This window comes from Paenimyroides ceti (genome assembly GCF_030409925.1).
In genome coordinates, this window is the sequence record NZ_JAUFQU010000001.1 from 2,808,720 (window position 1) to 2,831,205 (window position 22,486).

Consider the following 22,486-nt stretch of genomic DNA (forward strand, 5'->3'; position numbering starts at 1 on the left):
AATGTGTTAATGATTTTGGCTACAAACTTATAAATAAAATTAAGAAATCGTGTATTAATTATGAGTTTTTTGTTTGCAGACATGTACAGCAAGTAAAAGCCAGCTACTTATTAAGAATACACCTCCTATAGGCGTTACCGGTCCTAAAAATCTGAAATTAATCTGACTTATTTCCTGTGTTGCCAGCAAAAAGATAGAACCGGAAAACAGAATTACACCTGTCAGTGCGGTATAATAAACATACTTTTTCGCTTTTTCGGTGAGGAATTGAGTAGTACCTACAAACAGTAAAAACAAGGCATGATACATTTGATAACGAACTCCTGTTTCAAAACTTACAAGTTGCTCTACTGTGAGTACTTTTTTTAATGCATGAGCACCAAAAGCGCCCAATACTATTGAAATAAGCCCTAAAACAGCTGCTGTTATTACTATCTTTCTGTTCATTTTTTAATTTCTTTCAAAGATAATGAGAATAATTTAAAAATGTTTCTGTGCGGAATTTTATTCGATTTCTCAAAAAGTAGTAATTTAGCAGTTAAACAAACAAACGTATTTTTATGAGAAAAATATTGGTAATTGGTGCAGGCCGTTCTGCATCAACACTTATTAAGTATCTTTTAGATAAATCTCAATCTGAAAATCTTTTCCTGACTATAGCGGATATATCTCTGGAGTTAGCCCAGCAAAAAGCAGAAAACCATCCGAATGCCAAAGCCATTTCTTTTGATTTGCACAATGAAACCGAACGCAAAGAGCTGATCCAACAGCATGATATTGTAGTCTCTATGTTACCGGCTTTCCTACATCTTGAAGTTGCCAAAGACTGTATTCTATATAAGAAAAATCTGGTAACGGCTTCGTATATCAGTAAGGAAATGAAGGCGCTGCATGATGAAGTTGTCGAAAATAATCTGGTTTTTATGAATGAATGCGGATTGGATCCGGGAATTGACCATATGAGTGCCATGAAAGTTTTAGATGAGATCCGAGCAAAAGGGGGTACTCCTATTTTATTTGAATCTTTCTGCGGCGGTCTTGTTGCTCCGGAATCGGATAACAATCTGTGGAATTATAAGTTTACCTGGAACCCAAGAAATGTAGTACTTGCCGGACAGGGAGGTGCCGCGAAGTTTTTGCAGCAGGGTACTTATAAATACATTCCCTATCAGCGTATTTTCCGCAGAACGGAATTTTTAGAGATTGATGAATACGGTCGTTTTGAAGCTTATGCCAACAGGGATTCTCTTAGTTATCGCGAAGTATACGGTTTAGAAAATGCTTTAACGATTTACCGAGGCACAATCCGTAAAGTAGGCTTTTCAAGAGCATGGAGCCTCTTTGTACAGTTAGGACTTACAGATGATTCCTATACGATTGAAAATTCTGAAGAGATGACGTACCGTGAATTTATCAATTCGTTTTTACCTTACCATCCTACGGATTCTGTTGAAGTAAAACTGCGTTTGATTCTAAACATTCAACAGGATGATGTGGTTTGGGATAAACTGATGGAACTTGATTTATTTAATTCAGAAAAGAAAACGGGACTTAAAAATGCTACACCTGCACAGATTCTTGAGAAAATCTTATCTGAAAAATGGACACTTGACAAAGAGGATAAGGATATGATTGTGATGTATCATAAGTTTGGGTATGAACTGAATGGAGAACAAAAGCAAATTGACGCAACGATGGTGTGCATCGGAGATGATCAAATTCATACTGCTATGGCGAAAACCGTAGGATTGCCTGTAGCAATCGCAACTTTGCAAATCTTGAACGGCAAGATTACAAAACCCGGAGTACAACTGCCTATTGCAAAAGAAGTATACACTCCTATTCTTGAAGAACTGGAGTCTTTTGGAATTATTTTTAAAGAAAAAGAAGTGCCTTATAAAGGCTATTAATAAAAAACCGATTCATCTGAATCGGTTTTTTTGTTTCTACTGTACAGTACTTTTTTTGTATTTATATTCCCTTCGGAATCGCATCAATAAGTGTTTTTGTATAGGCCTGTTCAGGGTTTTTATAGATATCATCTGCGTCTGCCAATTCTACAATTTGACCTTTATTCATTACCGCTACCTGATCAGACATGTATTTGACAACTGCGAGATCATGGGAGATAAAAATGTAGGTAAATCCGAAATTTTCTTTTAGCTCGTTTAAAAGATTTAAGACCTGTGCCTGTACAGAGATGTCAAGCGCGGAAACGGACTCATCACATACAATCAATTTAGGCTGTAACGCTATGGTTCTCGCAATACCGATTCTTTGACGCTGACCACCTGAAAACTCATGCGGATACCGGTTGAAATATTCTTCTCCCAACCCTACTCTTTCGAGTATTTCCAAAACTTTTTGTTTTCGTTCTGTATCGTTTTTGTACAGCTTATGCACTTTCATAGGTTCCATAATGGCTTTACCTATTGTAATTCTCGGATTTAAAGAAGCATATGGATCCTGAAAGATGATTTGCAATTCTTTTCTCAGATTTAATTCTTCTTTAGCGGATAACCGGGTAATATCTTTTCCTTTATAAAAAATATGTCCTGCTGTGGCTTTATCCAATTGCAGTATGGCGTTTCCTAAAGTAGATTTACCACAACCGCTCTCTCCTACCAAACCCAGCGTTTCTCCTTCATAAATGCTAAAACTGACATTGTTTACGGCTTTAAATTCTTTTGTTTTACCTAAAAATCCTACTGAGCTGTAATAGCTTTTTTCTACATTTTTAACTTCTAATATGGGCTGCTGTGCATATAGTTTTTCATGCTTTTTTTCCCGATCCGCTGCTGTTACGATTTCACCCTTAAAATCTCCTTTTAAAAAATCTGCAATGCTCGGCAGCTTTTTCAGACGTTCATCTAATCGCGGACGGGATGCAATCAATGCTTTTGTATAGGTATGCTGCGGATTCATAAAAATTTCATGGCTTGTACCCTGCTCTACAATTTCTCCTTTGTACATCACCATGACCCGATCTGCTATTTCTGATACCAATGCTAAATCATGAGAAATAAAGATAATGCTCATCTGGTTGGCCGCCTGTAGTTCTTTGAGTAATCGGATGATTTCTTTTTGAATGGTTACATCTAAAGCCGTTGTGGGCTCATCAGCAATCAAAACTTCCGGCTTACAGGCAATGGCCATTGCAATCATTACCCGTTGCTTTTGTCCGCCAGAGATTTCATGCGGATATTTAGAATAGAGTTCCTCAGGATTGGGAAGCTTTACTTTTTCAAATAGTGTCAATACTTCTTTCTTTATGGCTGAAGCTGTTTTTGACGTGTGCTCTTCCAGTATTTCTGCTACCTGCTGTCCGCACCGCATTGAGGGGTTGAGTGAGCTCATGGGTTCCTGAAAGATCATAGAAATGCGCTTTCCCCGAATGGTTCGGTATTCTTTTTCAGACAGTTCTGTTATATCCCGATCTTTAAAGATGATTTTTCCATTGCTTATATCGGAGATATTTTTTGGTAAAAGTCCCATTATGCTTAATGAAGTAACTGATTTTCCTGAACCGGATTCCCCCACAATACCCAATATTTCATTTTCATACAGATCAAAAGAACTGTTATGTACTATAGGGTGGTATTCTTTCTCTTTTAAAAAAGAGATGGTAACATCCTCAAAGGCGATGATCGGCTTCATACATTAAGTTTTAGAGTACTAAATTAGCTATTTAATTCTAAAAAAACTACCCTGATGAAATCATCAGGGTAGCAAAACAAACTAAACAATATTCGAGGAATATCAACTGTATCAGGCAACATCAGGTTGCTTGAATTCTTTTATAGCGATTACATTTACCAAAGTCGGATTGAGAAGATTATCATATATCGGACATCTTTCTTTGAGTTCATCTAACCAGATTTTTATTTCTGTAAGTGAAGCTTCTGTATCGGGTTTTATACGAATATCAATATTTTGAAATCCGGCTCTGGATCGCGTTTTTATACCATTTGATCTTTTTTGCTCAATAGTCCCAATCACTTCAATATGAATTGATTTTAAATGTAAGCGCTGATCCATTGCTACACGGCGCCCAACTGCATTTACACATGCAGCAAAACCTGCAAGTACATATTCCAGAGGGGAATTGATTTCAGCAATTGGGTTATTCGATTTATCTACTATTTTTAGTGATACATCTTTCTGGCTTAATTCATTTGTAAGCGACACATCAGAAAATCCTTTGATTTTTATATTCTGATAACTGTCTTTTGTTGAAGGTGATGGATTGAACACAACTAAATCATTTTTAAACTTTATTATTATTATTTTCTTTAAAAAGCAGACAAAAAAAATCCTCTACAGATTGCAGAGGATTTATTATATTTATTTTTCTCAAAACAAATCATACAAACACCTCTGAAGATATTTTCTTCATTGACCAAATGTTTGTATAGCGTACGTTGTTTTGCATTATTTATTTTATTTGCTGTTTTTAATTTCAAACAAATATCCTAAGATTTTTTTAAAAAGCTTTTTTTATTTCTTTTCTTTAACTATTTTTTAACATTTTTTAATTTTAAAAAATATTTTATTACACAGATAATATTTCTTTTTCGTCCAATAAGTCCAGTCTTTTTAATCTGAGGAAAACCTGTGCCGTTGCCACCACATCTTTTTCACAATAGATGATTATTCGGTCCAAATCTTTTTCTTTATAGTATATTTCATATACCTGACTTCCGTCTATATCATCTTTTGGTGAAGGGATATTGAGTATATTGGTCAGTAATTTTAAGGAAGTAAAATGTTTGTAATCGCCGAATTTCCATAATTCCATTGTATCCAAATGAGGAACTTCCCATGGTTTCTTTCCTATTAAATCTAATTTTATAGGAACTGCTATATCATTGATCACCATTCTGCGGGCAATAAACGGAAAATCAAACTCTTTAGCGTTATGTCCGCATAAAAGCTGTTGCGGACTATTGAAATGGGTGTTCAGTAAATTAGCAAAATCCAGTAATAATTTTTTTTCCTCTCCAAAAAAAGAGGTCGTTCTAAACTGCCTGTCGCCATTTTTGTAAGTAAAGTATCCTACAGAAATACAGATAATTTTTCCAAACTCTGCCCAAATTCCTGCCCGGTCATAAAATGCTTCAGCCGTGATGTCTTCTTTTCTCTGATAAGCCGTTTTATGAGCAAATAATTCCTGCTTTATTTCATCTAAATCGGAGAAAGAGGCGGCTTCGGGTACTGTTTCTATATCGAGAAACAGGATGTTTTCAATAGGATATTTTTCCAGCATTATTTCTTTCTTTGTTCCAACATTTTATAAGCTTCCGCTACATATACATAAAAATCATTACTGTGCGGATCTGTTTTGGTTTGTTCTCCTTTGATATGTCCCAAACGTACGATGATGAGATTATCTTCGGGTACTACAATAACAAATTGTCCCAAATGTCCTCTCATATAATACATTTGCTTATCCATATAGGTATTGAGCCACCATCCGTAACCGTATTGAGGACTTTCATTAAAACGTAGGTGTATGGATTTTTCTATGAATTCTTTAGGCAAAATTTCGGTTCCGTTCCATAGTCCCCCCTGCAGATAGAGTTTTCCAAAACGAGCAAAATCACGTGCATTACTGGCAATACAGCAATATGCTTTTTCAATTCCGTCTCCTTTATGATCAATCTGCCACAAAGCATCATTTTCTGCACCCATAGGTTTCCAAAACACTTCAGATACGTATTCAGACAGCGAAGTATGGGTTGCTTTTTCTAATACCATTGCCAGTAACTGGGTGTCTCCGCTTTGATATATAAATTTCTGAGAAGGCTTGTCATTTATTTCAAGACCGTACATAACATTTCTTAAATCTGTATCGAAATAAGCTTGTGTAGTAATAGAGAAAGCTCCGTAGTAGTTTTCATCCCAACTCAGTCCGGAACTCATCGATGCCAAATCACCTACTGTGAGTTCTGAAGCGTATGCCCCTTTTAACTCAGGAAGAAAGTCCGTTACTTTCTGATCCAGATTTTTGATATATCCCTGCATGATGGCTTTTCCAAGCGCAGATGTGACGATACTTTTTGCCATTGAAAAAGAATTTGAATGGGAATTCTGATCGTATCCATCAAAATAGGCCTCGTGAAAAATACTATCATTTTTTATAATGAGATAGGCAACCGTTTTTAATTCCTGATGCGTTTTTTCAAGTTCCGGAGTAGCTGCAATTGTATTATAATCTTTTGTTGTTTTCCAGGGCTGCCCTACTCCATGAGAAATGGTTCTGTTTTCAAAATATGTATAATCTTCCAAAAAAGCGGTTTTATGTCCTGTGAGATAAGTCACCCGCACTGCTTTTAGAATATAGTCTACTTTAAAAATGTATAAGGATGCAATAATCAGAATGATCGGAACAGCTATCCATGCTATTATTTTGATTGCTTTTTTCATAGCCTAACTAATTAGTTCTTTAAAAATACCATTTTATTTTATGATTCAAAATTAATTCAAATAAAAACACCGCTGAAATTCAGCGGTGTTTTGGAAGAAAGTGTTTTTTAAAATAAAAAATATTTTCTCTCTTTAATTGTTTTCTAAATGCAGATAGCCTGTTTTCTTTACCATTTTACTTTCTCCGTTACGTTCGTACAGGTATTGTAATATGTAGTAATAGGTACCATTAGCAAGTTTTTCTCCGTTTTTGAAGCCTTTCACTCCTTCTGCGTATCCTTTGAAAACATTGCCATTGCTGTCATAGTTTCGGGTGCTCCACACTTCTTTCCCCCAACGGTTATAAATAATAATCTTATTATCAGGGAAACGCTGAATGTTATCGATGATCAGATAATCGTTTATACCATCTCCATCAGTACTTATCCCATTATGTACTTGTACTCCTTCTAATATGTGTACAGTTACGGCAAATGGCAAACTGTAACATTCTCCAATAGCAACCGCATAATAGGTAACATCGTCATTCAATTCGTCAGAAGCCATCAATGGATTACTATTTTCTAAAGCATTTTCATACGTATCATACCAAATGACGGCAGCCGGTTGAATTATTAAATCAGCAACTGTTGCACCTTCTCCAAATTCCTGATCAGATTCTCCTATAGGAGTTGGCATCGGATCTTTCAGGCTAATCACTACCCATGCTCTATCTTTGCTCTCACAACCGTTTATGGTTTGTGTAGCATAATAGGTCATTCCATCCACTAAAGCAGTATTTTCCGACAACTCTTCTGATGAAGATACTGTTGCATACCATTTGATGTTACTACCTTCTATTACAAGATCTCTGATTAACGGATTCGCTTCTTTACAGAATGTCTGAAATGTTATTGTAACAGGTAACTCTACAACAGGTGGCTCTGTAATGGTAAACTCTTGTGTTATCGCAACGCCATTCACATCGGTAATGGTAACGATATAGATACCGGATGTTAAGCCGGATGCTGTTGCTTCAGTTCCTCCATATGGTGACCATGAATAGCTATACTCCGGTGTTCCGCCTGCGACCTCGACTGTAGCTGAGCCGTCAGCACTTCCGTTACAACTTACATTGGTTTGATGGGTCACAATTATAGTAAATGTCTTAAAGATGATGAAATCAGCACCCATATAAACGATCTCGTAGTTATCTGCACTTAAGGTACCCTGTTCAATCGCATAAGTTCCTTCTTCTTCTCCTGCTACTCTAATGAGTGTTCCGGTAATCACCGTTTGATCATCGCCGTTTTCAAACCCGGTTACGGTATAGGTCAAGGCAGGATCTGCTGAACCGTATACTTTGGTTTTTGCCTCGGCAACAATGTTTAGCGTTGCTTTAGTGATATTAAAGTCCGCTGCGGTGTAGGTGATGTCGTAGTTTGCCGTAGTTGTCAACGTACCTTGTTGAATCTCATAGGTTCCGATGTTTTCACCTGCGATTCTGATGAGTGTTCCTGTGATGATGCTTTGGTCGTCACCGTTCTCAAGTCCGGTTACGGTATACGTCAAGGCAGGATCGGCTGAACCGTATACTTTGGATTTCGCTTCGGCTACAATGTTTAGGGTCGCTTTGGTAATGTCGAAATCCGCTGCGGTATAGGTAATATCGTAGTTAGCGGAGGTCCCCAATGTACCTTGTTCGATGGCATAGGTACCGATGTTTTCCCCTGCTGTTCTTGACAATGCTCCTGTGATGATGCTTTGATCATCGCCATTTTCAAATCCGGTTACGGTATAGGTCAATGCCGGATCTACCGAACCGTATACTTTGGATTTTGCTTCGGCTACAATGTTCAGCGTTGCTTTAGTGATATTAAAATCTGCTGCGGTGTAGGTGATGTCGTAGTTTGCCGTAGTTGTCAACGTACCTTGTTGAATTTCATAGGTTCCGATGTTTTCACCTGCGATTCTGATGAGTGTTCCCGTGATAATGCTTTGGTCGTCTCCGTTTTCAAATCCGGTTACGGTATAGGTCAAGGCAGGATCTACCGAACCGTATACTTTGGATTTTGCCTCGGCAACAATGTTTAGCGTTGCTTTAGTGATATCAAAATCCGCTGCGGTGTAGGTGATGTCGTAGTTAGCCGTAGTTGTCAAGGTTCCCTGTTCAATGCTGTACGTTCCTACCGCTTCTCCTGCAACTCGGGTTAAAGCCCCTGTGATAATGCTTTGGTCATCGCCATTAGCTAAACCGGTTACGGTATAGGTCAAGGCAGGATCTGCCGAACCGTATACTTTGGTTTTTGCCTCTGCAACAATGTTTAGGGTCGCTTTGGTAATGTCGAAATCCGCTGCGGTGTAGGTGATATCGTAGTTTGCCGTTGTTGCCAACGTACCCTGTTGAATCTCATAAGTTCCTACAGCTTCGCCTGCTGTTCTTGTCAGATTACCTGTGATGATGCTTTGATCATCGCCATTAGCTAAACCGGTTACGGTATACGTCAACGCAGGATCTACGGAACCATATACTTTGGTTTTTGCCTCGGCAACAATGTTCAGGGTTGCTTTAGTGATATCAAAATCTGCTGCGGTGTAGGTAATGTCATAGTTAGCCGTAGTTGACAAGGTACCTTGTTCAATGCTATACGTTCCTACTGCTTCGCCTGCAACTCGGGTTAAAGCGCCGGTGATGATAGACTGGTCGTCTCCGTTTTCAAGTCCGGTAACGGTATAGGTCAAGGCAGGATCTACCGAACCGTATACTTTGGATTTTGCTTCAGCAACAATGTTCAGGGTCGCTTTAGTGATATTAAAATCTGCTGCGGTGTAGGTGATGTCGTAGTTTGCTGTTGTGGCTAACGTACCTTGCTCAATGCTGTACGTTCCTACCGCTTCTCCTGCAACTCGGGTTAAAGCTCCTGTGATGATGCTTTGATCATCGCCATTTTCAAATCCGGTTACGGTATAGGTCAATGCCGGATCTACCGAACCGTATACTTTGGATTTTGCTTCGGCAACAATGTTTAGCGTTGCTTTGGTGATATCAAAATCCGCTGCAGTGTAGGTGATGTCATAGTTAGCCGTAGTTGACAAGGTACCTTGTTGAATCTCATAAGTTCCTACTGCTTCACCTGCAACTCGGGTTAACGCACCGGTGATAATGCTTTGGTCGTCTCCGTTTTCAAATCCGGTTACGGTATAGGTCAAGGCAGGATCTACCGAACCGTATACTTTGGATTTTGCCTCGGCAACAATGTTTAGCGTTGCTTTAGTGATATCAAAATCCGCTGCGGTGTAGGTAATATCGTAGTTTGCCGTAGTTGCCAACGTACCTTGTTGAATTTCATAGGTTCCAATGTCTTCACCTGCTGTTCTGATGAGTGTTCCCGTGATGATGCTTTGGTCATCGCCATTAGCTAAACCGGTTACGGTATAGGTCAACGCAGGATCTACGGAACCGTATACTTTGGATTTTGCCTCGGCAACAATGTTTAGGGTCGCTTTGGTGATATTAAAATCCGCTGCAGTGTAGGTGATGTCGTAGTTTGCCGTAGTTGTCAAGGTTCCCTGTTCAATGCTGTACGTTCCTACCGCTTCTCCTGCAACTCGGGTTAAAGCCCCTGTGATAATGCTTTGGTCATCGCCATTAGCTAAACCGGTTACGGTATAGGTCAAGGCAGGATCTGCCGAACCGTATACTTTGGTTTTTGCCTCTGCAACAATGTTTAGGGTCGCTTTGGTAATGTCGAAATCCGCTGCGGTGTAGGTAATATCGTAATTTGCTGTTGTGGCTAACGTACCCTGTTGAATCTCATAGGTACCGATGTTTTCACCTGCAACTCGGGTTAACGCTCCTGTGATGATGCTTTGATCATCGCCATTAGCTAAACCGGTTACGGTATAGGTCAAGGCAGGATCAGCTGAACCGTATACTTTGGATTTTGCTTCGGCAACAATGTTCAGGGTCGCTTTAGTGATATTAAAATCTGCTGCAGTGTAGGTAATATTGTAGTTTGCTGTTGTCGCCAAGGTTGCTTGTTCAATGCTGTACGTTCCTACCGCTTCGCCTGCAACTCGGGTTAAAGCTCCTGTGATGATGCTTTGATCATCACCATTAGCTAATCCGGTTACGGTATAGGTCAAGGTAGGATCAGTAGTTCCATATACTTTGGTTTTTGCCTCGGCAACAATGTTTAGGGTCGCTTTGGTAATATTAAAATCCGCTGCAGTGTAGGTGATGTCGTAGTTGGCTGTTGTTGCCAACGTACCCTGTTGAATTTCATAGGTTCCGATGTTTTCACCTGCGATTCTGATGAGTGTTCCCGTGATAATGCTTTGATCATCGCCATTAGCTAAACCGGTTACGGTATACGTCAACGCAGGATCTACCGAACCATATACTTTGGATTTGGCCTCGGCAACAATGTTTAGCGTTGCCTTAGTGATATCAAAATCCGCTGCGGTGTAGGTGATGTCGTAGTTAGCCGTAGTTGCCAACGTACCCTGTTGAATCTCATAAGTTCCTACTGCTTCGCCTGCAACTCGGGTTAACACACCGTTGATGATAGACTGGTCATCTCCGTTTTCAAGTCCGGTTACGGTATAGGTCAAGGCAGGATCTGCTGAACCGTATACTTTGGATTTTGCTTCGGCAACAATGTTTAGCGTTGCTTTGGTGATATTAAAATCCGCTGCGGTGTAGGTGATGTCGTAGTTAGCGGAGGTCCCCAATGTACCTTGTTCGATGGCATAGGTACCGATGTTTTCCCCTGCTGTTCTTGACAATGCTCCTGTGATGATGCTCTGGTCGTCTCCGTTTTCAAGTCCGGTTACGGTATAGGTCAATACCGGATCGGCTGAACCGTATACTTTGGATTTGGCTTCGGCAACAATGTTTAGGGTCGCTTTGGTAATGTCGAAATCCGCTGCGGTGTAAGTAATATCGTAGTTTGCTGTAGTTGACAATGTACCTTGTTCAATGCTGTACGTTCCTACCGCTTCACCTGCAACTCGGATTAAAGCACCTGTGATGATGTTTTGGTCGTCTCCGTTTTCAAATCCGGTTACGGTATAGGTCAAGGCAGGATCTACCGAACCGTATCCTTTGGATTTCGCTTCGGCTACAATGTTTAGGGTCGCTTTGGTAATGTCGAAATCCGCTGCGGTATAGGTAATATCGTAGTTAGCGGAGGTCCCCAATGTACCTTGTTCGATGGCATAGGTACCGATGTTTTCACCTGCTGTTCTGATGAGTGTTCCAGTGATAATGCTTTGATCATCGCCATTAGCTAAACCGGTTACGGTGTAGGTCAATACCGGATCTACCGAACCGTATACTTTGGTTTTTGCCTCGGCAACAATGTTTAGGGTCGCTTTGGTGATATTAAAATCCGCTGCGGTGTAGGTGATGTCGTAGTTAGCCGTTGTTGTCAACGTACCCTGTTGAATTTCATAGGTTCCGATGTTTTCACCTGCGATTCTGATGAGTGCTCCAGTGATGATGCTTTGATCATCGCCATTAGCTAAACCGGTTACGGTGTAGGTCAGTGCCGGATCTACCGAACCGTATACTTTGGATTTTGCTTCGGCTACAATGTTCAGGGTGGCTTTAGTGATATCAAAATCTGCTGCGGTGTAGGTGATGTCATAGTTAGCCGTAGTTGACAAGGTACCTTTTTCAATGCTGTACGTTCCTACCGCTTCACCTGCAACTCTGGTTAAAGCACCTGTGATAATGCTTTGGTCATCGCCATTAGCTAAACCGGTTACGGTATAGGTCAATACCGGATCGGCTGAACCGTATACTTTGGTTTTTGTCTCGGCAACAATGTTCAGGGTTGCTTTAGTGATATTAAAATCCGCTGCGGTGTAGGTAATGTCGTAGTTAGCCGTTGTTGACAAGGTTCCTTGTTCAATGCTGTACGTTCCTACTGCTTCACCTGCAACTCGGGTTAACGCTCCTGTGATGATGCTCTGATCATCGCCATTAGCTAAACCGGTTACGGTATAGGTTAGTGCCGGATCTACAGAACCGTATACTTTGAATTTTGCTTCGGCAACAATGTTTAGCGTTGCTTTGGTGATATCAAAATCCGCTGCAGTGTAGGTGATGTCGTAGTTAGCCGTAGTTGACAAGGTACCTTGTTGAATTTCATAGGTTCCTATGTTTTCACCTGCAACTCGGGTTAACGCACCGGTGATGATAGACTGGTCGTCTCCGTTTTCAAGTCCGGTAACGGTATAGGTCAAAGTAGGATCTACAGAACCGTATACTTTGGATTTGTCATCGGCTCTAATAATTAAGGTTGCTTTAGTGATATCAAAATCCGCCGTGGTGTAGGTGATGTCATAGTTTGCAGTTGTGGCTAACGTACCTTGTTGAATCTCATAGGTACCGATGTTTTCACCTGCAACTCGGGTTAACGCTCCTGTGATGATGCTTTGATCATCGCCATTAGCTAAACCAGTTACGGTATACGTCAAGGCAGGATCAGCTGAACCGTATACTTTGGATTTTGCTTCGGCAACAATGTTCAGGGTCGCTTTAGTGATATTAAAATCTGCTGCAGTGTAGGTGATATCGTAGTTGGCGGTTGTGGCTAACGTACCTTGTTGAATCTCATAAGTTCCTATGTTTTCCCCTGCTGTTCTTGTCAGATTACCTGTGATGATGCTTTGATCATCGCCATTTTCAAATCCGGTTACGGTATAGGTCAAGGCAGGATCAGCTGAACCGTATACTTTGGATTTTGCCTCGGCAACAATGTTTAGCGTTGCTTTAGTGATATTAAAATCCGCTGCGGTGTAGGTGATGTCGTAGTTTGCCGTTGTTGCCAACGTACCCTGTTGAATCTCATAAGTTCCTACAGCTTCGCCTGCAACTCGGGTTAACGCTCCTGTGATGATAGACTGATCGTCTCCGTTTTCAAGTCCGGTTACGGTATAGGTCAATACCGGATCGGCTGAACCGTATACTTTGGATTTTGCCTCGGCAACAATGTTCAGGGTTGCTTTAGTGATATTAAAATCCGCTGCGGTGTAGGTAATGTCATAGTTAGCCGTAGTTGACAAGGTACCTTGTTCAATGCTGTACGTTCCTACCGCTTCGCCTGCAACTCGGGTTAACGCTCCTGTGATGATAGACTGGTCGTCTCCGTTTTCAAGTCCGGTTACGGTATACGTCAAGATAGGGTCAGCTGAACCGTATACTTTGGATTTTGCCTCGGCAACAATGTTCAGGGTTGCTTTGGTGATGGTAAGATCTTCTCCTGTATAAGTGATGGTATAGTTTTCAGCGTTTAATGTACCTTGAGATATAGCATAGATACCTACCGCTTCGCCAGCAACTCTGCTCAGTGTGCCTGTCAGTGCCGTCTGGTCATCATTGTTTACTAAACCGGTAGCGGTATAGGTCAGTGCCGGGTCTGCCGTGCCGTATTCTTTGGATAGCGCATTGGCTGTTATGGTTAAAGGCGCTTTGTTGATGGTCAATCTAAAAACAACATCCGGTGCCGGATTGTAGGTTTCATTCCCGGGCTGTTGTGCCGTGATATCGACTTGTCCTGCTTTTTTGATTTTGAGTTTCCATTTGTTGCCGTCTGCTGTGTCCTGAAAAGCTTCTGCTATGCTGTTGTCCGCAGATGTATAGCTGACTTCCAGACCTGAACTTGCCGTTGCCGTAGGTACAAAAGCAGCATCGCCATAGATTTTGGTTATATCTGTAGCCGTAATGGTTTGGTCGAGTCCGCAGCTTTGTCCACTCGGGCTATCTCCTGTAATGGTCCAGCCTTTGGTGTTGATTAAAAAATCTCTTGCCGTTTCAGCATTAGTTCCGTATTGTTTATATGAAGCTCCAAAATTGCGTCCGGAAGGGATGTTGGGATTGTTTGCCCAGCCATTCAGCGTAAGCGAGTAGTTCTGGCAGTCCATTCCTGAAAGGTTCAACATATTGGTCATATCTGCATTTGGATTGAGTTGCCAGTTACCAATATTCTGATTAAAGGCAGTAGCATTTACAAACATGTATCCCATACGGAGTACTGAAGAAATGTCCCATTGGCTTAAATCCTGATTGAAGGAGCTTGCATAATTAAACATACCATGCATATCGGTTACTGCAGTAATATTCCAGCTACCTATGGGTTTATTGAATGCAGTTGCCGAATCAAACATACCGCTCATATTGGTTACTGCTGAAGTATTCCAGTTGCCAATATCCTGATTAAAATTTTTGGCACCGGCAAACATAATATACATATTGGTTACCGCAGCAGTATTCCAGTTGCCAATAGGCTGGTTAAATGCTTCGGCATTGGCAAACATCTCGCTCATGTCGGTTACGGCAGCGGTATTCCAGGTGCTGATGTTTTGGTTGAAGGCCTTGGCTCCTCCAAACATGTTGCTCATATTGGTTACATTTGCTGTGTTCCAGCTGCTGATATCTTTATTGAAGACTGGTGAAAAGCCAAACATTCCTTGCATGTTTGTTACATTTTGCGTGTTCCAGTTGCCAATGGGCTGGTTAAAAGCCTCCGCAGTATTGAGCATATAACTCATATCGGTTACGCTTGAGGTGTTCCACCCGTTAATGTTCTGATTGAAGGCCTTGGCTCCTGCGAGCATGAAGCTCATATTGGTTACGTTTGCTGTGTTCCAGCTGCTAATATCCTGGTTAAAAACAAAGGCACCTCCAAACATGTTGCTCATATTGGTTACATTTGCTGTATTCCAGGCACCTATATTGGCAGGGCCATTGAGTGAACGACATCCCTGAAACATACGGGACATATCGCCAACGTTGCTCAAATCGGGTACATCAGTGGCGGTTATGTTCAGGTTATGGCAATTCATGAAGGCATTTTCCATGGTACTCCATTGTGCCGTGCCCCATTGCGTAACGTCAATCAATTTTAATCGCTCTGGGTTCGGCTGCTGGTCTATGATTTTAATAGCTTTGAGATGCGTAGGTTTTAGGTTCAGGGTAATAATTTCGTTTGCAGGCAGTCCGGAAATATTAACTTCGTAAGTACCTGCTGCAATTGTTCCGCTACCGCTGCTACCTCCCGAGGCCATCCAGAAATAATCTACTGATTGTCCCGGAGAAATGGTTGGATAAAACCTGATCGTATTGCCTGAACCATACTTGCTCATATCCCACACCGTTACAAAGTCTCCTGTTGCAGCAGTAATGGTAAAACTGGCTCCTGTGTAGGCAATAGTATAGTTTTCAGCGTCTAATGTTCCCTGTGTGATAGCATAGGTGCCTACCGCTTCGCCAGCAGCTCTGCTCAGTGTGCCTGTAAGGGCTGTCTGATCATCATTGTTGACAAAAACTGTAGCCGTATAGGTCAGTGCCGGGTCTGCCGTGCCGTATACTTTGGATAGGGCATTGGCGGTTACTGCCAGAGCGGCTTTGTTGATGATCAGTTTAAAGACAACATCCGGTGCCGGATTGTAGGTTTCATTCCCGGGCTGTTGTGCCGTGATATTGACTTGTCCTGCTTTTTTGATTTTGAGTTTCCATTTGTTGCCGTCGGCACTGTCTTGAAAGGCTTCTGCTATGCTGTTGTCTGTAGACACGTAGCTGACTTCCAGACCTGAACTTGCGGTAGCCGTAGGTACAAAAGCAACATCGCCATAGGTTTTGGTTATATCAGCTGCTGTAATGGTTTGATCAAGTCCACAACTTTGTCCGCTTGGGCTATCTCCTGTAATGGTCCAGCCTTTGGTGTTGGTCAGTAGGGTTCTTGCCGGCACAGCATTGGTGCCGTATTGTCTGCCAACTGATCCCAGATTACGCCCCGAAGGTGTGTTCGCATTGTTGGCCCAGCCTTGTAATGTAAACGAATAGTTCTGGCAATCCATACCTGAATTGTCGAGCATTTTGGCCATGTTTACAACAGGATTGAGCTTCCAATTACCAATGTTTTGATTAAAGGCTTTAGCATGAGAAAACATATATGCCATATTTGTTACCTTTACCATATCCCAACTATTGATATCCTGGTTAAAAGCTTTGGTATTGGAAAACATAAATGCCATGTCAGTTACATTAGCGGTATTCCAACTGTCAACAGGCTGATTAAAGGCCGTTGCTTCATAAAACATACCATTCATATTGGTTACCTGAGAGGTATTCCAATTACCAATGTTCTGATTAAATGAAACGGCACCATTAAACATACCACTCATTTTGGTTACCTGAGAGGTATTCCAATTACCAATGTTCTGATTAAATGCAACGGCACCATTAAACATCAAAGACATATCGGTTACCTTTTGCGTATTCCAGCTGCTGATATCCTGATTGAAGACCCTGGCATCTCTGAACATATTATTCATAGTGACTACCTTTTGTGTATCCCAATTGTTTATGTTTTGGTTAAAAGCTTTGGCATTTGAAAACAAACTATTCATATTGGTTACCTGAGAGGTATTCCAGTTACCAATGTTCTGATTAAAAACTAATGCATTATGAAACATAAAACTCATATTGGCTACTTTAACAGTATTCCAATTGCCGATAGGCTGATTAAAAGACGATGCACCATAGAACATATAACTCATGTCCGTTACATTCTGCGTATTCCAACTGCCAATGTCCTGATTAAAAGCCGAAGCTCCAAAAAACATATAACCCATGTCTGTTACCTTTTCGGTATTCCAGTTGCCAACAGGCTGATTAAAGGCCGGTGCTTCATAAAACATACCTCTCATGCGCGTTACATTTGTGGTATTCCAGCTGTTAATATTGGCTGGTCCGTTAAGGATTGTACATTGACTAAACATAGAGAACATGTCTGTCACCCAACTCAGGTCAGGCACATCTGTAGCGGTAATGTTCAGGTTGCTACATCCGAGAAACATACTATCCATTGTAGTCCATTGTGCCGTACCCCATTGGAGAACGTCGGTCAATAGAAATGGCACAGAGATAGACTGCGCGTCTCTGATTTTAATTGCTTTGAGATGCTTAGGTTTTAGGTTCAGGGTAATAATTTCGTTTGCAGGCAGGCCTGAAATATTAACTTCGTAAGTACCTGCTGCAATCGTTCCGTTACCTGTACTGCCACCAGAGGCCATCCAGAAATAATCTACTGACTGACCCGGAGAAATGGTTGGATAAAACATGATCGTATTGCCGGAATTTGGCTTGCTCATGTCCCATACCGTGACAAAATCTCCTGTCGCCGCCGTAATGCTAAAGCTGGCTGCTGTATAGGCAATAGTGTAGTTTTCACCACCTAATGTACCTTGAGATATAGCATAGGTGCCTACTGCTTCGCCTGCTGCTCTGCTCAATGCTCCTGTCAGTGCCGTCTGGTCATCGTTGTTGACCAAACCGGTAGTGGTATAGGTAAGGGCAGGATCTGTGGTGCCGTATTCTTTGGAGAGGGTATTGGCGGTTACTGTCAATGCGGCTTTGTTTATGGTCAGTTTAAAAATGACATCTGCTGCCGGATTATAGGTTGCGTTACCGGGCTGTTTTACCGTAATATTGACTTGTCCAGCCTTTTTAATTTTGATTTTCCATTTGTTGCCGTCTGTGTTGTCCTGGAAAGCTTCGGCTATACTGTTGTCTGCTGATACATAGCTTACTTCGAGACCTGAACTTGCGGTAGCCGTAGATACAAATGGAACATCACCATAAGTTTTGACCATGTCGGTCGCTGTAATGGTTTGATCGAACCCGCAGCTTTGCCCACTTGGGCTGTCTCCTGTAATGGTCCAGCCTTTGGTACCCGTTAATACTGTTCTTGCCGGCACGGCATTGGTACCGTATTGTCTGCCAACTGATCCCAAATTACGCCCTGATGGTGTATTTGGATTATTTGCCCATCCGTTAAGGGTAAACGAATAGTTCTGGCAATCCATGCTTGAGTAAGACAACATATTGGTCATGTTTACAGCAGGATTAAGCTGCCAGCCACCTATGTTTTGGTTGAATAATGACGCACCGTAAAACATAAATGCCATATTGGTTACGTTTGCTGTATTCCAGTTGCCAATGTCTTTATTAAATGCCTGATTTGCTCGAAACATATATGACATGTTGGTTACGTTTGCTGTATTCCAGTTGCCAATATCTTTATTAAATACACTATTATCTGCAAACATATAGGCCATACTGGTTACTTTAGATGTATTCCAGCTGCTGATGTCCTGATTAAATGCCTGGGCATTCCAAAACATTCCTCCCATAAAGGTTACGTTTGAAGTATCCCAGTTACCTATGTTCTGATTGAAAGCTCCTGTGGAATAAAACATTCCCCACATGTTGGTTACATTTGCGGTATTCCAACTGCTGATATCGCCATTAAAAGCCCCGGTATATTGAAACATACCTTCCATGTTGGTTACCTTTGACGTATTCCAGTTGCCAATATTCTGATTGAAAACCAGAGCAGATGAAAACATTTTTGACATATTGGTCACGTTTGCTGTGTTCCAGTTGCTGATGTCCTGATTAAATACAGAAGCATTCTCAAACATGGCTTCCATATCGGTCACATTAGACGTATCCCAGTTGCCAATATTCTGATTAAAGGCACGTGCTTCTCTGAACATATACGCCATGGTGGTTACATTTTGTGTGTCCCAGTTGCTGATGTCCTGATTGAAACGGGTTGCCCTGCCAAAGAGCTGAATCATATTGGTGACATTTGATGTATTCCAGCTTCCTATGTTGGCCGGACCGTTGAGTGAGGAACAGTCCGCAAACATGTTTCTCATATCGGTTACCCTACTCAGGTCCGGTATGTCTGTAGCCGTAATATTGAGGTTAGGACACACTAAGAAGGCACTTTGCATAGTGCGCCATTCGGCGGTTCCCCATTGGGCGACATCGATAATACGAGGGTCATTAAAAATGACAACTGATGCCAGATTCTCCGGTTTTATGTGGAGTGTGATCCTTGGCTTGTTAGCCGGTATGGTGGTAATCACGTGGTTGCCCGATGTAGTTACGGTGCCACTGTTGTAACTGCCATCGGGTGCTGTCCAGAAGTATCTCACCTTATTATTTGGCGATGGCAATGTAGTAATATTGATACTTATATTTGTACCTGTACTTACTTTGGTCATGTCCCATACAGTAATAAAATCTCCGGGAGCATTGGTGATGGTAAAATCTGCTCCGGTATAGCTGATGGTATAGTTAGCCGCTACCAGGGTTCCCTGTGTGATGGGATAGGTGCCTGCGGCTTCACCAATGGTTCTTTGCAAAGTGCCGAAAAATATGGTCTGGGGGGTGTCGCCATTTAGCAATCCGTTAGTTGTATAGGTCAGTACGGGGTCTGCTGCGCCGGATTCTTTTGATTTGGCATGGGCAGTGATGGTTATGGGTGCTTTTTCTATGGTGAGTGTAAAGAATACATCAGGTGCGGGATTGTAGGTTGCGTCACCCGCTTGCTTTGCTCTTACGTTTACCTGTCCGGCTCTTTTTATTTTTAGTTTCCATTTGTTGCCGTCTGCAGTGTCCTGAAAGGGTTCGGCTATGCTGTTGTCTGAGGTTAAATAACTGACTTCGAGACCGGAGCTTGCTGTTGCGGTTGGTACAAAGGGTGTGTCGCCGTAGGTTTTGGTCATGTCTGTCGCTGTTATGGTTTGGGGCAACAGGGTCATTTCAAATGCGCCGATGTCTATTTTTGTTCCCTGAAAACGTGCATTGCCTGCAAGATCTTTGTCTGTACTGAGGTTGCCTCCTATACTGGTATATAGGGTGTTATCACCTTTTTCGATAAGGGGACTACCTGCTATTAAATTGAAATTGTCATCTGCTGTACCGAGGATGCCGTCTGCGCCATTCGGATTGTTGAAAAGCTCTGCTACATTGATGTTGGTAGCATCCAGATTGCCGTCTGCTGTACTGCTAAACCCTTGTACCAAACTGTTTTTTGTAGCGACGGAACCGGTGAGTTGCCCGCCCTGGTTACCCCAAACCACTGAATTGTAAATATTGCAACCTAATGTACTATGTATGCCCCCCGCCCAGCTTGTAGTACCTCCTGTATTGCCATAGACGATGCAGTTGGCGAGTGTAAAACCGTTTCCGGGACCGTTGTTGTTATGGTAGATAGCACCTCCTCCAGAAGTAAGTGCATTGTTTTTTGCAAAGAGGGTGTTGTATATTTTTGGTCCCGAGTCGCTGTTGAATATGGCTCCTGCACGATTGGCCATGTTGGCTCTAAAGATGCTGTTGGCAATTTTGGGATGCGATTGGTTGTTGTATATCGCACCTCCGTTTGTAGCGGTATTACCGGCAAATGTGCAATCGGCAATAACGGGAGAAGACGATTGGAAATTATATATGGCACCGCCTGATGTATTTGCTTTGTTAGCAGAAAAGGTACTTTTGGTAATATTAGAAGAGGATTGGATGTTGTATATGGCACCGCCATAATCAGCCGCCAGGTTACCTGTGAAACTGCAATTGCTGATCTGTATGAATGATGATCTGTTGTAAATTCCTGCACCGCTATCCTGTTCAATAGTTAGTCCGTCAACGGTGATGGAGCTGGTGGTGTTGCTGGCATTTCCTCCGGTAATGGTAAAGCCATTGAGTTCATCTGTACTGGTGTTTCTTACGCTGATGAGTACATGGCAGGCATCGTTGCTGCTGGCTGTGCCGTCATGATCCAGATCGCCGCTTAATATACTTTTGTTGGCTGCTATGCTCAGGTCACGCTGGCCCAGGCTGGTTTCAGTACCGGCAAAACCGCCGTAAAGTTTTACATCTTTTACCAGTAGAAAGGCGTTGTTTTGTGCATCCGGGGTTCCAAAATTGTTGTCGGCAGGGCTGTACATGGGGGTGTAGGTTCCGCCTGCCACCCAGATTTGTTTGACCTGTGGGTTGGTGGATACTGCATTGTTGATTTTTGCAAATCTAAGCGCGTCTGCCAGTTCGCCCATAGCATTGTTCCAGGTGTCGCCTGTACCGGTTGCTCCTTTTTTGACGTAGAGTATGCCGTTAGCATCTGTTGTGTAGTTGTACACTGCTTTTGCGGTAATACTGCTGCTGGCTGTAGAGATGCCTGCCGGAACAGCAACTACCCTGACAGGCATGCTGTTTTTTCCGGCTATACTTTTGCAGGTATTGGCTGAAATATTTGCTAATGAGCGTGTTGTAGCTTTTGACGGATCTGGAAGATCTACCGGCTCTTTATTAGTTTTAAGCGCGGTGTTTTCAATGCTTTTATGAGTAACATGTTTGTTTCCGCCGATCAATGTTCGGGTTGCCCCAAAACTATTGATGCTGAACAGAAGCAAAAGGAGAAGAAGTGTTTTTATTATATTGGTAGAATTTGTTTTTTTCATTTTAAAGCAATTTTTATTTTCTTGACCTTCACTTTTTTAGATTTAAAATTTGGATTAGAAGCAAAATATGTTGTATTTGGGAAACTAATAAGAGTTGTCTCGAATGAGTACTTTGATGGAATTCTATCTTTAAAACAAGACAGTGAATATGGGATAAATTGTGAAATTTTTATCTAAACCATGACAACAAAAAGTCAAGGAATTATATTGTTTTTAGTTAATGAAAACAGTTTTAATGATAAAAACTTTGTTTTTAATATGACTATAAAATTTTAATAGAAAGCTCAATAAATGAACTGTACCTTACTCTATTGAGTATATTAACATTTGTAATCGTGCGAAAAATTAGGGGAGAGTACCTTTATATCGCTTTATACATTGTATTACTGAGATATCATCAATATAATTTTACGAAATAAATAAAATTCCCGAATAAATAAATTATGTCATTCTTACGATGGTTTAAACCATTTTTCAATATATATATTGCTGTTTGAAAATCTGTCCAAACGCAATCTGAAAAAATGGTAGCGGGCAAGCTTATTCTTTATAAATAAAAAAAACTTTTTTATACAAAGTAATAATGCCACAAAATCAAAAGATGGCTTCTTTTCTACAGGAGATTTTAAAGATCGTTTGAATCTTAAATCATAGTACTTATCAATCTCACTTTCTATATTTTTTTCAAACACACGTATCCACAGAGGTATGAAAATAATAAATATCTTATTTTGTTTCATTTGCAGATGTAGCATATAGACCT

8 protein-coding genes are annotated in these 22,486 nt (G+C 41.3%); 1 reads left to right on the forward strand and 7 read right to left on the reverse strand.

Annotated features, from left to right (window positions below; genetic code table 11):
- Positions 1-54 precede the first annotated feature (54 nt).
- Positions 55-447: a DUF423 domain-containing protein gene (locus QW060_RS13990; RefSeq protein WP_290364096.1), complete on the reverse strand. Its 393-nt coding sequence runs from the start codon at positions 445-447 to the stop codon at positions 55-57.
- A gap of 113 nt (positions 448-560) precedes the next feature.
- Here QW060_RS13990 and QW060_RS13995 point away from each other — a divergent pair, with 113 nt between their 5' ends.
- Positions 561-1,910, forward strand: coding sequence for a saccharopine dehydrogenase family protein (locus QW060_RS13995; protein ID WP_290364097.1), 1,350 nt, complete (start codon positions 561-563; stop codon positions 1,908-1,910).
- A 61-nt stretch (positions 1,911-1,971) separates the two neighbouring features.
- Here the strand turns inward: QW060_RS13995 and QW060_RS14000 are convergent, their stop codons facing one another.
- The 6 genes from QW060_RS14000 to QW060_RS14025 all read right to left on the reverse strand — a co-directional run bounded on the left by QW060_RS14000 (position 1,972) and on the right by QW060_RS14025 (position 22,478).
- Positions 1,972-3,657 (reverse strand): ABC transporter ATP-binding protein, encoded by a 1,686-nt coding sequence (locus QW060_RS14000; RefSeq protein ID WP_290364098.1) that lies wholly within the window; start codon positions 3,655-3,657, stop codon positions 1,972-1,974.
- Between the two features lie 111 nt (positions 3,658-3,768).
- The gene (locus QW060_RS14005) at positions 3,769-4,254 is read right to left on the reverse strand and encodes an OsmC family protein (protein ID WP_290364099.1); all 486 of its coding nucleotides are present in this window, start codon (positions 4,252-4,254) and stop codon (positions 3,769-3,771) included.
- A gap of 298 nt (positions 4,255-4,552) precedes the next feature.
- Positions 4,553-5,266, reverse strand: a complete 714-nt coding sequence (locus tag QW060_RS14010; protein ID WP_290364100.1) for a 3'-5' exonuclease — start codon at positions 5,264-5,266, stop codon at positions 4,553-4,555.
- Positions 5,266-6,426 carry a serine hydrolase domain-containing protein gene (locus QW060_RS14015; RefSeq protein WP_290364101.1) on the reverse strand — a complete coding sequence of 387 codons (1,161 nt, stop codon included), beginning with the start codon at positions 6,424-6,426 and terminating at the stop codon, positions 5,266-5,268. The genes QW060_RS14010 and QW060_RS14015 overlap by 1 nt, the downstream gene beginning before the upstream one ends.
- Before the next feature lie 132 nt (positions 6,427-6,558).
- Positions 6,559-21,723 carry an MBG domain-containing protein gene (locus tag QW060_RS14020; RefSeq protein ID WP_290364102.1) on the reverse strand — a complete coding sequence of 5,055 codons (15,165 nt, stop codon included), beginning with the start codon at positions 21,721-21,723 and terminating at the stop codon, positions 6,559-6,561.
- A gap of 452 nt (positions 21,724-22,175) precedes the next feature.
- A complete protein-coding gene (locus tag QW060_RS14025) occupies positions 22,176-22,478 on the reverse strand; it encodes a hypothetical protein (RefSeq protein ID WP_290364103.1) in 303 nt (100 codons plus the stop codon).
- Between the last annotated feature and the right edge of the window lie 8 nt (positions 22,479-22,486).

Excerpts from the sequence above, each read along its gene's own strand:
- QW060_RS13990 (WP_290364096.1), bottom strand. The coding sequence starts at position 447 with ATGAACAGAAAGATAGTAATAACAGCAGCTGTTTTAGGGCTTATTTCA.
- QW060_RS13995 (WP_290364097.1), top strand. The coding sequence starts at position 561 with ATGAGAAAAATATTGGTAATTGGTGCAGGCCGTTCTGCATCAACACTT.
- QW060_RS14000 (WP_290364098.1), bottom strand. The coding sequence starts at position 3,657 with ATGAAGCCGATCATCGCCTTTGAGGATGTTACCATCTCTTTTTTAAAA.
- QW060_RS14010 (WP_290364100.1), bottom strand. The coding sequence starts at position 5,266 with ATGCTGGAAAAATATCCTATTGAAAACATCCTGTTTCTCGATATAGAA.
- QW060_RS14015 (WP_290364101.1), bottom strand. The coding sequence starts at position 6,426 with ATGAAAAAAGCAATCAAAATAATAGCATGGATAGCTGTTCCGATCATT.
- QW060_RS14020 (WP_290364102.1), bottom strand. The coding sequence starts at position 21,723 with ATGAAAAAAACAAATTCTACCAATATAATAAAAACACTTCTTCTCCTT.
- QW060_RS14025 (WP_290364103.1), bottom strand. The coding sequence starts at position 22,478 with ATGCTACATCTGCAAATGAAACAAAATAAGATATTTATTATTTTCATA.